The 14,552-nt window shown below is 74.8% G+C and carries 14 protein-coding genes and 2 riboswitches; of the genes, 4 read left to right on the top strand and 10 right to left on the bottom strand.

The window, feature by feature from the left end:
• Positions 1-4: 4 nt before the first annotated feature.
• From G9H71_RS10905 to G9H71_RS25060, 3 genes are all read left to right on the top strand, one after another.
• Positions 5-526 (top strand): phosphatase domain-containing protein, encoded by a 522-nt coding sequence (locus tag G9H71_RS10905; RefSeq protein WP_166281658.1) that lies wholly within the window; start codon positions 5-7, stop codon positions 524-526.
• Between the two features lie 74 nt (positions 527-600).
• Positions 601-1,728, top strand: a complete 1,128-nt coding sequence (locus tag G9H71_RS10900) for a mechanosensitive ion channel family protein (protein ID WP_166281656.1) — start codon at positions 601-603, stop codon at positions 1,726-1,728.
• Positions 1,725-2,504: a glycoside hydrolase family 16 protein gene (locus G9H71_RS25060; RefSeq protein WP_331272904.1), complete on the top strand. Its 780-nt coding sequence runs from the start codon at positions 1,725-1,727 to the stop codon at positions 2,502-2,504. The genes G9H71_RS10900 and G9H71_RS25060 overlap by 4 nt, the downstream gene beginning before the upstream one ends.
• Positions 2,505-2,586: 82 nt before the next feature.
• On the opposite strand, the gene G9H71_RS10890 is transcribed toward G9H71_RS25060, so the two are convergent.
• From G9H71_RS10890 to G9H71_RS24490, 3 genes are read right to left on the bottom strand one after another with little or no spacing between them, the layout of a single operon-like run.
• The gene (locus tag G9H71_RS10890) at positions 2,587-2,934 is read right to left on the bottom strand and encodes an STAS domain-containing protein (protein WP_166281654.1); all 348 of its coding nucleotides are present in this window, start codon (positions 2,932-2,934) and stop codon (positions 2,587-2,589) included.
• Entirely contained in the window at positions 2,931-4,871 is a 1,941-nt protein-coding gene (locus G9H71_RS24495; protein WP_166281652.1) for a SpoIIE family protein phosphatase, read from the bottom strand. Before G9H71_RS24495 ends, G9H71_RS10890 begins: the two co-directional genes overlap by 4 nt.
• On the bottom strand, positions 4,868-5,707 hold the full coding sequence (locus G9H71_RS24490) for an alpha/beta fold hydrolase (RefSeq protein WP_166281650.1): 840 nt from the start codon (positions 5,705-5,707) through the stop codon (positions 4,868-4,870). The genes G9H71_RS24495 and G9H71_RS24490 overlap by 4 nt, the downstream gene beginning before the upstream one ends.
• Before the next feature lie 426 nt (positions 5,708-6,133).
• On the opposite strand from G9H71_RS24490, the gene G9H71_RS10875 reads away from it, so the two are divergent.
• Positions 6,134-6,328, top strand: a complete 195-nt coding sequence (locus G9H71_RS10875) for a DUF5999 family protein (RefSeq protein ID WP_166281648.1) — start codon at positions 6,134-6,136, stop codon at positions 6,326-6,328.
• A gap of 127 nt (positions 6,329-6,455) precedes the next feature.
• Here the strand turns inward: G9H71_RS10875 and gcvP are convergent, their stop codons facing one another.
• From gcvP to G9H71_RS25055, 7 genes are all read right to left on the bottom strand, one after another.
• Positions 6,456-9,368: an aminomethyl-transferring glycine dehydrogenase gene (gene gcvP, locus G9H71_RS10870; RefSeq protein ID WP_331272903.1), complete on the bottom strand. Its 2,913-nt coding sequence runs from the start codon at positions 9,366-9,368 to the stop codon at positions 6,456-6,458.
• A gap of 27 nt (positions 9,369-9,395) precedes the next feature.
• Positions 9,396-9,537, bottom strand: a riboswitch (glycine riboswitch).
• A riboswitch (glycine riboswitch) is annotated at positions 9,538-9,636 on the bottom strand.
• Between the two features lie 43 nt (positions 9,637-9,679).
• Complete coding sequence (locus tag G9H71_RS10865; RefSeq protein ID WP_166281646.1) at positions 9,680-10,294, bottom strand: MerR family transcriptional regulator; 615 nt, start codon at positions 10,292-10,294, stop codon at positions 9,680-9,682.
• A gap of 209 nt (positions 10,295-10,503) precedes the next feature.
• Entirely contained in the window at positions 10,504-10,992 is a 489-nt protein-coding gene (locus tag G9H71_RS10860) for a bifunctional nuclease family protein (RefSeq protein ID WP_166281644.1), read from the bottom strand.
• Positions 10,993-11,077: 85 nt separating this feature from the next.
• Positions 11,078-11,776 carry a transcriptional regulator FtsR gene (ftsR, locus tag G9H71_RS10855; protein WP_166281642.1) on the bottom strand — a complete coding sequence of 233 codons (699 nt, stop codon included), beginning with the start codon at positions 11,774-11,776 and terminating at the stop codon, positions 11,078-11,080.
• A gap of 44 nt (positions 11,777-11,820) precedes the next feature.
• Positions 11,821-12,354, bottom strand: coding sequence for an FHA domain-containing protein (locus G9H71_RS10850; RefSeq protein ID WP_166281640.1), 534 nt, complete (start codon positions 12,352-12,354; stop codon positions 11,821-11,823).
• A gap of 197 nt (positions 12,355-12,551) precedes the next feature.
• Complete coding sequence (gene gcvH, locus G9H71_RS10845; protein WP_166281638.1) at positions 12,552-12,929, bottom strand: glycine cleavage system protein GcvH; 378 nt, start codon at positions 12,927-12,929, stop codon at positions 12,552-12,554.
• 228 nt (positions 12,930-13,157) lie between these two features.
• On the bottom strand, positions 13,158-14,339 hold the full coding sequence (locus G9H71_RS25055; protein ID WP_166281636.1) for a DUF881 domain-containing protein: 1,182 nt from the start codon (positions 14,337-14,339) through the stop codon (positions 13,158-13,160).
• Between the last annotated feature and the right edge of the window lie 213 nt (positions 14,340-14,552).

Here is a 14,552-nt window from a genome sequence, read left to right as displayed (position 1 = left end):
GCGCATGGCGACCGAACGCCCGGCGCGGCCCTATGCGGTCCTCGACATCGACGGCGTGCTGGCCGACGTACGCCATCGGCTCCATCACCTGGACCAGCGGCCGAAGGACTGGCCCGCCTTCTTCGCAGCGGCACCGGAGGACGAGCTGCTCGCCGAAGGGGCTGCCGTAGCCGCGACCCTCGCCGCCGAGCACGAGGTCGTCTACCTCAGCGGGCGGCCGGTCTCCTGCCGAACAGCCACCGAGGACTGGCTCCGGCGCCACGGGCTTCCCCCCGGCCGGCTGCTGCTGCGGCCCACCCGTGACCGCCGCCCGGCGCGCCTGGTCAAGGTCGAGCGGCTGCGCGAGCTGGCCCGGGACGCGCCGGTCGGGATGGTCGTCGACGACGACGCAGCTGTCGTCGCCGCGGTCCGCGCCGCCGGCTTCCCCGTCCTGCACGCGACGTGGATGACCGAGCCGGGCGCGGGCACCGACCAGGGGGCGCAGGCGACGCTCTTCGAGGCCCAGGAGCACGACGGGCGCACCTGACCCCGACCCACCCCGACGGGCACGGCGCTCGTCGTACCGCTGCTGCCGCTCGGCAGGCGAGGAAGGAGGAAGGCTTGTCCGAGGGCGAGAGCCTCTGGCGGACCCTGCTCGTGCTCGCCGCGACCGGGGTCGCCGCCGCGTTCGCCGGCTGGCTGTCCGGAAAGGCCGTGACGCTGCTGCCGCCCCAGCGCTACCGGGGCTTCGCGCGGCGGGTCCACGAGGCGTGCCACCGCGCCTGGGTGTCGACGCTCGTCACGTTCTCCCTGCTGCAGGCGGTCGACGCCGAGCCGCTCCCCGACGACGACGTGCAGCGGGTGGTCCGCCACGCGCTCGTCATCGCGGCCATCGCCGCGGTCTCGTGGTTCGTCGTCAAGGCCCTCTTCGTCGCGCAGGACGCCGCCTTCACCAAGCTGCGCATCGACGTCACCGACAACCGGCGCGTCCGCAAGATGCGCACCCAGATCCTGATCGTGCGCCGCATCACCGCGGCGGTCGTCACGGCCGTCGGCGTCGGGGCGATCCTCATGTCCTTCGACACCCTGCGCACCGTGGGCGCCTCGCTGCTCGCCTCGGCGGGCATCGCCGGTGCGATCGCAGGCTTCGCCGCGCAGGCGACGCTGGGCAACGTCTTCGCCGGGATCCAGCTCGCGTTCACCGACGCGCTGCGCATCGACGACGTCGTGGTCGTCGAGGGCGAGTGGGGGCGCATCGAGGAGCTGACGCTGACCTACGTCGTCGTGCACCTCTGGGACGAGCGCCGCCTCGTGCTGCCGACGAGCTGGTTCACGAGCAACCCGTTCCAGAACTGGACGCGGCAGGAGTCGCGGGTGCTGGGGGCGGTCCAGCTGCACCTGGACTTCGCGACCCCGCTCGACGCGCTGCGCCACCACGCGCGCGAGGTGATCGAGGGGTCGCCCCTCTGGGACCGGCGCGACTGGGTGCTGCAGGTCGTCGACACGACTCCGACCACCATGGTCGTGCGCGTCCTCGCCTCCGCCCACGACGCGCCCAGTGCCTGGGACCTGCGGTGCGACATCCGCGAGCAGCTGCTGACCTGGCTGCAGCAGAACCATCCGTACGCCCTGCCCCGCACACGTGCGGAGGTCGAGCCCGGCGGTGACCGGCAGCCGTTCCTCGTGGCCCCTTCCGGCACCGCGGCGGCCGAAGCCGATACGCCCGACCGTCTCGAGAAGGCACCGTGACCCCGCCGCCCGGCCGGTCGCGGCTGGTCTTCGCCGAGGAGTTCGACGCCCCGCGCCTCGACCGCTCGCGGTGGCTGCCGCACTACCTGCCGGAGTGGAGCTCGCGCGCGACGAGCGCCGCGACGTACGAGGTCCAGGACTCCTGCCTCCGGCTGTCGATCCCGGCCGACCAGGGGCTGTGGTGCGCCGACGAGCACTCCCCTCCCCTGCGCGTCTCCGGCGTGCAATCGGCGAGCCTGTCCGGGCCCGTCGGGTCCACACGCGGCCAGCAGCCGTTCCGGCCCGGGCTGACCGTGAAGCAGGAGCAGCCGGAGTTCAGGGGCTGGACTCCGAGCTCGGGCTACCTGGAGATGCGTGCCCGCGCGGACATCACACCCCGCTCGATGGTCGCGTGGTGGCTCGTGGGCTTGGAGGACGTGCCCGCGCGGAGCGCGGAGATCTGTGTCGCAGAAGTCTTCGGCGACGCGGTCGTCCCCGGCTCGGGAGCCGGCGTCGGGTGCGGGCTGCACTCGTTCCGCGACCCACATGTGCCCGAGGACTTCGCGGTCACGCAGCTGCCGATCGACGTCGCCGACTTCCACACCTATGCCGTGGACTGGACGAGCGATCGGGTCGAGTTCCTCGTCGACGGCGTCGCGGTGCGCGCCTGCGCCGCGCCGCCGACGTACCCGATGCAGCTGATGCTCGCCGTCTTCGACTTCCCCGACCGCTCCGACGGGCACGACGCCGGAGCCGTCCCGCAGCTCGTCGTCGACTACGTGCGCGGCTACGCCTAGGCCGTGTCGTGCTGCCCTCTCCGGGCGGACCGCGGAGGAAGTGCGGCTCAGGGGAAAGCGCTTCCTCCTTCGGGAGCCGGGCTCATCCCCGGCGCACGGCCGTGAACGCCTCGTCGATGCCGTCCACCACGAAGCTCTCGGCCATCCCGACCATCTCCAGCACGCGTCGCGCGAGGTGCCCGGGCGGCGCCACGGCCGCGACGGGCACTCCCCGGCGCGCGCACTGCCGGGCCACCACGTCCACGAGGCGGACGCCGGAGCTGTCGAAGAACGTGACGTCCCTGAGGTCGAGCACGACGCCGCAGGCGCCTGCCAGCAGGTCCGGGACCTGCTCGAGCAGCGCGGGCACCGTGGCGGCGTCCAGCTCGCCGGAGGCGTGGAGCACTTGGGGCGCGTCCGGCCCGGGCTCCGCCAGCCCGAGGATCGTCATGGCACCGCCCCTCCCAGCGCGCGGCGCAGCACGACGGTGGTGCCCTCCCCGGCCATGACCTGCACGTCGTCCATCAGCCCTCGCATGATGCGCAGCCCACGCCCCCGCTCGGGAACCGCGGCGCCCGCCTCGCGCCAACGTCCGTCGTCGCTCACGGTGACGACGACCTGCGGCCGGTCCGCGTGCCGCTCGATGCCCGCAGAGACCCGGACCAACCCGGGGCCTCCGGCGCAGCCGTGCTCCACGGCGTTGGCCACCGCCTCGGACGCCGCGAGGACGACGTCTCCGCAGACCGGGGTCGGCACGCCCTGCGCCGCCAGCCACTCCCCCAGCGACCGCCGCAGCCCGGGCAGGCGGCGCAGATCGGCCGGCAGCTCCTCGGCCAGGGTCGGCCCGAGCCAGGTGAGCAACAGCATGCAGACGTCGTCCCGGGCCTCCGCGTCGGCGAGCAGCGTGCCGATGATCGTGCCGACGGCGTCGGCACCCGGGACGTCCCGCACCCGATCGGCCGCCTCCCGCAGCCGCAGCAAGCCGTCGTCGAGCGGTTGTCTGCGCCGCTCCACGAGGCCGTCGGTGTAGAACAGCAGCCTGGCGCCGGGCTTGATCCAGGCCCGCGCCTGGGTCCTCGGCGCGCGTCCCACGAACGCGCCGAGCGGGGTGGAGCGGCCCTCCCAGAGCAGCAGCCCGGGCGCCTGCGGTGGCAGCAGCAGCGGCGGCGGGTGCCCAGCGCACGCGTAGCTCAGCAGTCCCGTCGCGAGATCCAGCTCGGCGTACGCCAGGGTCGCCATCGAGGCCGCCGGGATCTGAGCGACGAACCCGTCGAGCAGCGTGAGCAAGCGGGCAGGCGGCGCGCCCGTCCCGGCCAGGGCACGCACGGCGCTGCGTAGCTGCCCCATGGCCCCGGCGGCCCCGAGCCCGCGCCCGACCACGTCGCCGACGACGACGGCCAGCACGCCGGTGCGGGCGAGGAAGACGTCACTCCAGTCGCCGCCGACCTCCAGAGCCTCCACCCCCGGCTGGTACGCGGCGGCGACCTCGTAGCGCGGGTCCTCCGGCGGCTCGCCGACCAGGAGCGCGCGTTGCAGCTCGTGGGCGACGCCCGCCTGCTGCTCGTAGAGCTGCGCGCGGTCCAGGGCGAGGCCGGCTTGACGGCCCACGGCCACGAGAACGTCCCGGTCGAGCGCCGGCGCGGTGGGCCCCTTCGGCCGGACGAGCGAGAGCACGCCGCGCAGGGCGTCGCGGCCGTGCAGCGGGACCACGACTCGGGCGCCGTCGAGGCACGGCTCGCCCGCCGCGGCCAGCTCCTGCGCGCTGGGCGCCGGCGCGGCGCCGCCCGCCTCACCGGCGCTGGCGCGCTGCACGAGCGTTGCCCCCGCCTCGGCGACCCACACGGTCCCCGCGGGAGCTCGCAACGTCGCGAGCACGGCGGAGAGCAGGGCCCCGGCCACCGCCTCGACCCCCACGGCGCGTGACAGGGCGGCGGTCACCTCCTGCAGCGCCCGCACGTGCGCAGCCGACTGCTCGGCCACGCGCCGGGCGGCGAGCAGCTCCCGCTCATAGCGCGACCGCTCCGACGACGGCGTCAGAGCCACCTGCACGAGCGCGCCGTCGGCATCCTCGGCCGCGGCCGGCCCGTCACGGCGGGCGGCAGTGGCCGACGCGCTCAGCAGGACGGGGAGCCGGGAGCCGGCCGCGCGCAGCTCGACCGCGACCTCGTCGAGCCGACGCTCGACGATGAGGAGCGGGGCGAGGTGGGTCTCCCAGTAGATCCGTCCCCCGACCGTGAGCAGCTCTGCGAGCCGCGCCCGCCCGACGACCTCCTCGCGGGTACGCCCCACCCACGCGAGCAGGGTGGCGTTGGCAGCGACGACGGTCCCGTCGAGTCGCATCGTCAGCAGGCCGCACGGGGCGTCGTCCCACGGCGTCGACGCGTTCACCGCGTGGCGCCCACCCGTGGTGCGGCGCTGACGTCGGAGCGCGGCCGCAGGTAGTCGCGGATCGCCGCGACGAGCTGGCCCGGCGCGCTGAGGTTGGGGCAGTGCCCGGTCGCATCCAGCACGGTCAGCTCGCTGCCGGGCAGGGACGCATGGACGTACGCCCCCACCTCGGGCGGGGCGATGACGTCCTCGCGGCACTGGACCACGAGCGCGGGCGTGCGCACGCGGGCCAGGTCGGCGCGGTTGTCGGACAGGAACGTGACGCGTGCGAACGCCCGCGCGATGCTCGGGTCGCTGCGGCAGAAGCTGTCGGCGAGCTCGCGGCCGAGCTCCGGCCGCTCGGGCACGCCCATGATGGCCGGCGCGATCTGCGCAGACCAGCCGAGGTAGTTGCCGTCCATGGTCTCCAGCAGCTCGTCGATCTCCTCGCGGGCGAACCCTCCGCGGTAGCCCACGTCGTCGACGTAGCGCGGGCTCGGCCCGACCAGGACGAGGCGCGCGAACAGGTCCGGGCGCTCGGCGGCGGCGAGCAGCCCGATCGTGGCGCTCACCGAGTGGCCCACGAACGTCACCTCGCCCAGGGCCAGGGCGTCGAGGATCTCCAGGACGTCGCGGGCGTAGCCCTCGAGGCTGCCGTGGCGGGAGGGGTCGTACGCCGCGAGGTCCGACCGGCCCGCGCCGACGTGGTCGAAGAGCACCACGCGATGGGTCGCCTCGAAGGCGGGAGCGACGTAGCGCCACATGCCCTGGTCGCAGCCGAACCCGTGCGCGAACACGAGGGGAGGCGCGTCGCTCGCGCCGCGTACGACGACGTTGTTCCTGCTCACGACGTCCACGAGGCACAGACTAGGACGCAGCGGCCCGGTGAGACAGGGCTCGCGCCCCTTCGGTCGGCGCCGGTCCCCGCCGGCCGACGGACGACCTCGACGACTTGCCGCGACAGCCTCCTCCGGCGGCCCTGGCTGGAGGCGGCGCAGGCTCGAGGCGGCGCAGGCTCGCCAGCACCGGCATGCACGCGGCCGCCAGGGTGCGGCCCTGGGATGCGAGGTCGACGCACGTCCTGGCCCCCGGTCGGCTGAGCCCCCTCCGGCGTAGCCCGCTGGCGCGGGACGGGCTAGGCCGATCGGGCGTATCCGGCGATGTGGGTCACGTCTCCTGGGTGAAAGGAAGCCGGGAAACGCCAGGCGTGTTGAAGGTGGCGCAGCACACAGCCGAGGAGCACTCTGGAGTGGCTCGGCACGAGCCAAGAAGGGAGGCGTGCGATGAAGTGCACCCATGTCCCCGCCTGTCCGGCGGCGGACGCGTTGGACCACGAGGCTGCTGCCATCGTGTCCGGCCACCCTGAACAGGGGTGGTTCCTGCTGTGCAACGGAGTCGTCATCTTCGACGACACCGGGCACCTGCTGCCCAACGGGCGGGCCGTCGCCCCGCACCGCGCCGTGAGCAACGCGGCCTGAGCCACGGGCCGGCGTCCGCGCCGGTCCCGCGGCCCAGGCCGCATCGCGCTCGTGCAGAGGCGGGGCTTTCCCGCCGGGTCAGCCGGTCGACCGCCCAGCGCCCCGCGCGGTCGACCCGCCGCTCCCGTCAGTCCTCGTACGCCGCCGTGGGCGGGCAGGCGCACACCAGGTTGCGGTCGCCGAAGGCCGAGTCGATCCGCGAGACGGGCGGCCAGTACTTCGCCGTCGGCGAGACGGCACCCGGGAAGACGGCCTCGCGCCGCGAGTACGGGTGTGCCCACTCCTCGACCAGCCGCTCCGCCGGGTGCGGCGCGTTCGTCAGCGGGTTGTCCTCTCGCGGCCACTCCCCCGCACCGACCTTGTCGGCCTCACGGCGGATCGCGATCATCGCGTCGATGAAGCGGTCGAGCTCGGCCAGGCCCTCGCTCTCGGTCGGCTCGACCATCAGCGTCCCCGCGACCGGGAAGCTCATCGTCGGGGCGTGGAAGCCGTAGTCCACCAGCCGCTTGGCCACGTCATCGACCGTGACCCCGGTCGCGGCGGTGAGCGGGCGCAGGTCGAGGATGCACTCGTGGGCGACGAGCGCGCCGCGCCCGGTGTAGAGCACGGGGTAGTGCTCGCGAAGGCGCGCGGCCACGTAGTTGGCCGACAGCACCGCCGACTGCGTCGCCTGGCGCAGCCCCTCCGCCCCCATCAGCCGGATGTAGGCCCACGGGATCGGCAGGATCCCCGCGCTGCCCCACGGCGCGGCGCTGATCGGGCCGGTGCCCGACGGCGGGCCCGCCTTCGACGCGAGCGGGTGGTTGGGCAGGAACGGCGCGAGGTGAGCGCGCACCGCGACCGGGCCGACACCCGGGCCGCCCCCGCCGTGCGGGATGCAGAAGGTCTTGTGCAGGTTGAGGTGGCTCACGTCCGCGCCGAAGCGGCCGGGCCGGGCGACCCCGACGAGGGCGTTGAGGTTGGCGCCGTCGACGTAGACCTGGCCGCCCGCGTCGTGGACGGTCGCGCAGACCTCGCGCACGCCCTCCTCGTAGACGCCGTGCGTCGACGGGTAGGTGATCATGATCGCGGCGACGCGCCCGGCGTGCTGCTCGCACTTGGCACGCAGGTCCGCGAGGTCGACCTCACCGTTCTCGTCGGTCTTCACGACCACGACGCGCAGGCCCGCGAGCACGGCGCTCGCCGCGTTGGTCCCGTGCGCCGAGGCCGGCACGAGGCACACGTCGCGCTCGGCGTCCCCGGAGTCGCGGTGGTAGGCCCGGATGGCGAGCAGGCCGGCCAGCTCACCCGCCGAGCCTGCATTGGGCTGCAGGCTGACCGCGTCGTAGCCGGTGACCTCGGCCAGCCAGCGCTCGAGGTCGGCGGTCAGCTCGGCGTAGCCCGCCGCGTCCTCAGCCGGCTGGAACGGGTGCAGCCCGGCGAACTCCGGCCAGCTGATCGGCTCGAGCTCCACGGTGGCGTTGAGCTTCATCGTGCACGACCCGAGCGGGATCATGCCGCGGTCGAGGGCGTAGTCGCGGTCGCGCAGCCGGTGCAGGTAGCGCAGCATCTCGGTCTCGGACCGGTAGTCGGCGAAGACCGGGGCGGTGAGGTACGCGGACGTGCGGCGCAGCGCGGCCGGGACCGTCGCCGGCGCGTCGGCCACCGGGCGGGCGCCGAAGGCGGCGAGGACGTCCTCGACGTGGGCGGCGGTGGTCGTCTCGTCCGCGCTGATCCCGACCGTGTCGGCGTCCACCCGGCGCAGGTCGACGCCGGCCGCTCTGGCCCGGGCCACCACCTCGTCGGCGCGGCCGGGCACGCGGGCCAGCACGGTGTCGAAGAACGCGCCGTGCGCCACGTCGACCCCGGCCGCCCGGAGCCCCGCAGCCAGCGCGGCGGCCCGCCCGTGAACCTGCTCGGCGATCGCGGCCAGGCCCTCGGGGCCGTGGTAGGAGGCGTACATCGCGGCGACGACGGCGAGCAGCGTCTGCGCGGTGCAGATGTTGCTCGTGGCCTTGTCCCGGCGGATGTGCTGCTCGCGGGTCTGCAGGGCAAGGCGGTACGCCGGGCGCCCGTCGGCGTCGCGCGAGAGCCCGACGATCCGGCCCGGCAGCTGGCGCTCGAGGCCGGTGCGCACGCTCATGAACCCGGCGTGCGGCCCGCCGTAGAAGAGCGGGACGCCGAACCGCTGCGAGCTGCCGACCGCCACGTCGGCGCCCCACTCGCCGGGCGGCGTCAGCAGCGTGAGCGCGAGCAGGTCCGTCGCGGCGACGACGAGGCCGTCGCGCTCCTTCACCGCGGCGACGACGGCAGCCGGGTCGTGCACGGCACCGGTCGACGTGGGGTACTGCACCAGCGCGCCGAGCACGGCGTCCGGCAGCCCGGCGCCGGAGGCTGCGGCGGCGTACAGGTCGAGCACGACGACGGGGATGTCCAGCGGCTCGGCCCGGGCCTGCAGCAGCGCGAGGGTCTGCGGGTGCACGTCGCTGTCGACGAGGAACGGCCGACCCGCCCCCTTCGCGCCCGCGACCCGGCGAGCGAGCGTCATCGCCTCGGCGGCCGCGGTGGCCTCGTCGAGCAGGCTGGCGCCCGCGACGGGCAGGCCGGTGAGGTCGGAGACGAGGGTCTGGAAGGTGAAGAGCGCCTCGAGCCGGCCCTGGCTGATCTCCGGCTGGTACGGCGTGTACGCGGTGTACCAGCCCGGGTCCTCCAGCACGTTGCGCCGGATCACCGCCGGCGTCGCGGCCCGGTAGTAGCCGAGCCCGATCATGGGCGTCCGGGCCCGGTTGCGCGCGGCGAGCGCGCGCAGCTCGGCCGTGACCGCTTCCTCGCTGGCGGCGGCGGGCAGCGCCAGGGGCTCGTCGCTGCGGATGGCCTCGGGGACGGCGGCGTCGGTCAGCTCGTCGAGCGAGGAGTAGCCGAGCACGGCCAGCATGCGGGCCTGCTCTTCGGGCGCGGCGCCGATGTGCCGACGGACGAACGCGGCGGCGCCAGGCTCGTCGGTCTGCGCGGCGGACGCCGGCGCGGCGTCGGTGGTGCGGAGCGGGTCGAGGATCGTCACGAGGCCTCCCGGGCACGACGGGGCAGGGCCTCCCCCTCTGTCCGTGGGCCTGAGAGCTTCACCGGCCCGGGAACGAGGGCCGGCTTTCACCGTCGGCGAGCCGATCGCCCCGGGGCCGTACGCGCCGCACCGCGCGTACGAGGAGCCATCGCCTGCTTTCCAGAGGCGTCTTTCCCGAACGGTCCGTGGGCCTGAGAGGTTCGTGGGGAGGATTGCTCCTTCGGCGCGGCACCGCTGGCTGCGGCGCCGACTCTCCCGTCCGGGGTCGTCGACGCCTCCACCCTAGCCGAGCGAGCCGGCGCAGGCGCGCGTCAGCCGATGCGCCGCGCGCGCCGCTTCGCCAGCTCGTCGGTCGCGTCGGCGGCCGCCGTGCCGTCCTCGGCGTCCGGGCGCACGGCCGGCAGCTCGGCGAGGGAGCCCTCGACCTCGCGCCAGACCCGGCCGACGGCGATGCCGAAGACGCCCTGCCCGCCCTGGACCAGGTCGACGACCTCGTCGGCGGACGTGCACTCGTAGACGCTCGCCCCGTCGCTCATGAGCGTGATCTGCGCCAGGTCCTCGACACCGCGGTCGCGCAGGTGGTGGACGGCGGCGCGGATGTTCTGCAGCGAGACGCCCGTGTCCAACAGCCGCTTGACGACCTTGAGCACGAGGATGTCGCGGAAGGAGTAGAGCCGCTGGGAGCCGGACCCGGCCGCGGAGCGCACGCTCGGCTCGACGAGCCCGGTGCGCGCCCAGTAGTCCAGCTGGCGGTAGGTGATGCCGGCTGCGGCGCACGCGGTCGGCCCGCGGTAGCCCACGTCCTCCGGCAGCGTCGGCAGCTGGTCGGGGAAGAGCATCTCCTGCGTGGCCCGCGGCAGGCTGCCGGGGACGTTCCCGGCCGCACCGCTCGCGGTGGCGCCACCGTCCGAGCCGCTCCCGGCCATGCCGTCCTCCGTCCAGCCGTCGTGGGTCGCTAGTCAGGGGACCGGCACATCCCGGGTTGGACCTGGGCTGCTCTCACCGGTGGAACTACAGCGACGGCGTTTCCCTCCGCACGGTACGGGGGTCCGAACTCCGGGGTCAACGAGCTCCCCGGGCGTGTCGCGGCCGGTCTTGACGACCGACGTCGTGGACGTCAGCGGGCCGGCAGGGATCAGGTGGGCGAGCCCGGGGCTCCGCCGGCCTCGAAGTCCTCCGGGGAGATGGAGTCGAGGAACTCGCGGAACTTCTCGACCTCGTCCTCCTGCTCGTCCGGGATCGCGATCGCGGCCTCGTCGAGGACGGCGTCCGCGCAGAAGATCGGGCTCGCCGTGCGCAGGGCCAGCGCGATCGCGTCGGACGGCCGGCTGCTGACCTCCACGCCGCCGGAGAGGCGGAGCTCGGCATAGAACACACCGTCACGCAGGCCGGTGATGCGGACCTGCTCGAGCTCCCGGCCGACCGCGCCGAGCACGTCGCGGAGCAGGTCGTGGGTCAGCGGCCGGGCCGGCACGACCCCCTGCTGGGCGAACGCGATGGCCGTGGCCTCCACCGCCCCGATCCAGATAGGCAGGTAGCGCTCACCGCCTGCTTCCTTCAACAGGACGATGGGCTGGTTCGAGGGCATTTCTACCCGGACGCCGACGACGTCGAGCTGGCGCACTCCGCAACCCTACCTCTCACCGACGGGCCGCGCGGCCCCCGAGACGGTCCTTGTCGAGCGGCCTGTCGAGCGCCGTCCCGCACTCCTATCCCCGGTGCAGGGCCGCCTTCACCAACAGCGCGTGCAGTCGGACCGAGAGCGCGCCGAGCTCCCGGGTGGCCTCCTCGGCCCGGGCCTGCGCCTCCGGGCTGCGCTGGCTCAGCAGCGGCCGGGTCACCTGCTCGACGAGCCCGGCCTCGCGGTCGGCCGCCGTCTTGAACGGGCGCAGGTGTCGGGGCTCCACCCCGAACCGGGCGAGCTCCCCGACCGTCTGGGCGACGAGGAGGGCGTCCCCGTCGAAATAGCCCTCTGACGTGGTGGCCACGAGGCCGTAGCCCTCGATCTCGCGGAGCAGCTGGTCCTCGATCCCCGCCGCCTCGCAGAGCTCGCCCCGGGCCAGCCGCAGCCCCGCGCCGTCGCGGCGGAACGACTCCGGCCCGGGGAAGCCGCCGGCGTCCGGCACCGGGCGCGGCGCGCGCGGCGGGCCGTCGAGGTCGGCCGGCGGCTCCAGACCGCGGTCGATCGCGTCCAGGTGCTCCTTGATGACGCGCAGCGGGAGATAGCGGTCGCGCTGGGCGCGCAGGACGTAGCGCAGCCGCTCCACGTCCTCCTGCGCGAACTTGCGGTAGCCCGAGGCCGTCCGCTGCGGCTCGACCAGCCCCTCCGCCTCGAGGAACCGGATCTTGGAGATGGTGACGTCGGAGAACTCCTGGCGCAGCGCCGCCAGGACCTCGCCGATGCTCATGGTCGCTGCTCCGCGCGTCTGCGCGAGATGTGCGGGCAGCGGTCTCACGCCACGGCTCCTCCACCGCTGGGCAGGAACACCATGCGGTACTTGCCGACCTGGACCTCGTCGCCGTCGCTGAGCACGACCTCGTCGATCCGCTCGCGGTTGACGTAGGTGCCGTTGAGGCTGCCGACGTCCCGCACCGCGAAGCCCTGCCCGGACCGGACGAACTCCGCATGCCGGCGCGACACGGTCACGTCGTCGAGGAAGATGTCGCTCTGGGGGTGGCGCCCCGCGGTCGTCACGTCCTCGTCGAGCAGGAACCGGCTGCCCGCGTTCGGCCCGCGGCGCACCACGAGCAGCGCCGACCCCGGGGGCAGCGCCTCGACCGCGGCGAGGTCGGCGGCCGAGACCGCGGGCAGCTCCGTCCCGGTGTCGGTGTCCGGGCCGGGCTCGACCGTCAGCCCGGAGATGGACATGGTCGAGGTGATGTCTGTTCCACCCGGGCCGCCTGCGGCGCGCAGCGAGCTCCCGCAGTTGCTGCAGAAGCGCGCGTCGTCCGGGTTCGCGTGTCCGCAGTTCGTGCAGACCGGCATGCGTGGGGCCTCCTCGATGTGGGCCTCGTCGTGAGCGAGTCTCCACCGTAGTGCCGCAACCTAAGGCTGGCGGCACCGACCGTCAACCGAAGGTCGAGGGTGAGGGTCTGCCCCGCCGCGGCATGGACAAATCTGCGCCGTCCGGACGGAGTCGCGCAGGCGTCACCGGGACGGGCCGTCCCGCCCGGCCGCTCGGCTCAGGAGGCGCCGGTCTGCGCCGCGTACGCGTCGGCGTCGAGCAGGCCGTCCAGCTGGCCCGCGTCGGCCGCCTCGACCTCGAACATCCAGCCGTCGCCGTACGGGTCGGAGTTGATGAGCTCGGGCGTCGCCTCGAGCGCCTCGTTGCGCGCCGTGACGGTGCCGGTCACCGGCGAGTAGACGTCGCTGACGCTCTTGGTCGACTCGACCTCGCCGCACGGCTCGCCGGCCTGCACCTGCGCCCCCACCTCGGGCAGCGTGACGAAGACGACGTCGCCGAGCGCATCCTGGGCGAAGTCGGTGATGCCCACGCGGACGGTCCCACCGTCGCGGACCCACTCGTGCTGGGGGGTGTAGCGGAGCTCCTGCGGCAGCACGTCACGCCTCTCGTCGTCGCGTCGCGGCGGCTGGGGCGCCGCCTCGTCTGTGCGGTGGGATTGTGCCGGTCAGGCGCCGCACTCGTGCCGGCCGGGTGTGCGGGACCCGTGGGTCGCCCGTACGGAGCTGCGTGTGCGCCCTTCCGGAGCCCTCCTCGGTGCCGCCGCCCGGAGCCTGCCCGTGTCCGTCGGGAGCCTTTCGCCGTCCCCGACGATCTTTGATCCGGGTCACCCGCCCGACTCGTCGGCGGCCGGGCGAGCGTATTGCGCGTCCTTCTCGGCGTGCAACGCGTCGATCTCCAGGCTGGACCGGCGGGCCACGTCGGGCCGCAACCCGGCGGCCTGCAGCGACTCCAGGACACCGCCGGGGATCCCGAGGGCGGACTCCAGGGCGTCCGGGTCACCGATCGCCCGCAGCTGGTACGGCGGCTCCACCCGTACGCCGTCCACCGAGACGGCGGGGCCCGAGTCGTCGGAGGCATCGAGGAAGGCCGTGCTCGCCACGACGCGCACGTCGCCCAGCTGCATCGCCTCGGCTCCGGCGTCACGCAGCTCCTGCACCGCGTCGAGGAGCTGGCTGGCGGGCACGGCCCCTCCGGGGTCGGGGATCCGCAGCTCGATGCCCGGGCCCTGGGCGGGCAGGGTCCCCGCGAGGATCCCGAGCACGTCGGCCCGGCGCTGCGCGTCCTCGATCGCCGCGCCCGAGCCGCCCGAGCCGCTGGCCAGCTGCTCGTACGACTCCTCGAGCTCGCGCTCCTCCGCCCGCAGCCGCGCGGCGCGCTCGTCGACGTCGTCGAGGATCCGGACGAGGTCGGCCTGGCGCAGCCCGGTCAGCCCGGCGTCATGGGTTGTGCGCGCCTGCACCGCCCCGGCGAACCCGACCAGGGCGAGCAGGGCCGCGATGGCGATCTGGCGGCGGTTCGTGCCCAGCAGCGGCCGCAACGCGCTGAGCCGGCCTGCCGGTGTCGCGCCGGCGGCTCCGGGGACGGCAGGCACGTCCGGTGCAGGCTGCGGGCCTGTCTCCTGCGAAGTGCCCGGCGCAGAGGGCGCGGAAGGCGGCTGCGGCCGCGCGTCCGCAGTCGGCTCGGCCGAGGCTCCGTTCTTCGCGGGCTCGCCCTTCGCGGGCTCGCCCTTCGCGGGCTCGTCCTGCGCGGGCTCGTCGTCCGCGCCCTGGTTTCCGGGCAGCTCGTCCGCGGCCTGGTTTCCTAAAGCCGTCTTCTCCGCGGCGATGCTCTCGACCGGCTCGTCCGCGGCAGATTCCTCCGCTGCCGTGCCCTCGACCGGCTCGCCCGCGGCAGCCTCCTCCACGCGCTCGTGCTCCGCAGACTCGGCCTCGGCGGGCCTGCTTCCGGCCGAGGTGGCGTCCCCGTTGGCCGGGGTGCGGCCCGCGGCCTTCCCGCCGTCCGTCACGACGGCGGATCCCGCGCCCACTGCCGCAGCGGCAGCCTTTCCCGCCTGACCTGCATCCGACGAGGCGGGGGCGGCGTCCTGCGCCGGCGCCCCGGACGCCGGCCCAGCCCCGGAGCCGCCCCGGCCGGGGCCCGGCCGCGTCGGCCGACCGCCACCGGGCCTGCCCTTGCCCTTCGCCGCGCCGCCGTTGCCCGAACGGCCGTTCCCGGCCCG

Origin of the sequence: Motilibacter deserti (assembly GCF_011250635.1) — a bacterium.
Taxonomy (GTDB): Bacteria; Actinomycetota; Actinomycetes; order Motilibacterales; family Motilibacteraceae; genus Motilibacter_A; species Motilibacter_A deserti.
Note: the sequence above shows the minus strand (reverse complement) of the source record. Positions and strands in the feature narration are given on the sequence as shown.

Bases quoted from the DNA above. Each gene is read 5' to 3' on its own strand.
- G9H71_RS10905 (WP_166281658.1), top strand. From the start codon at position 5: ATGGCGACCGAACGCCCGGCGCGGCCCTATGCGGTCCTCGACATCGAC.
- G9H71_RS10890 (WP_166281654.1), bottom strand. From the start codon at position 2,934: ATGACGATCCTCGGGCTGGCGGAGCCCGGGCCGGACGCGCCCCAAGTG.
- G9H71_RS10875 (WP_166281648.1), top strand. From the start codon at position 6,134: ATGAAGTGCACCCATGTCCCCGCCTGTCCGGCGGCGGACGCGTTGGAC.
- G9H71_RS10865 (WP_166281646.1), bottom strand. From the start codon at position 10,294: ATGGCCGGGAGCGGCTCGGACGGTGGCGCCACCGCGAGCGGTGCGGCC.
- ftsR (WP_166281642.1), bottom strand. From the start codon at position 11,776: ATGAGCATCGGCGAGGTCCTGGCGGCGCTGCGCCAGGAGTTCTCCGAC.
- G9H71_RS10850 (WP_166281640.1), bottom strand. From the start codon at position 12,354: ATGCCGGTCTGCACGAACTGCGGACACGCGAACCCGGACGACGCGCGC.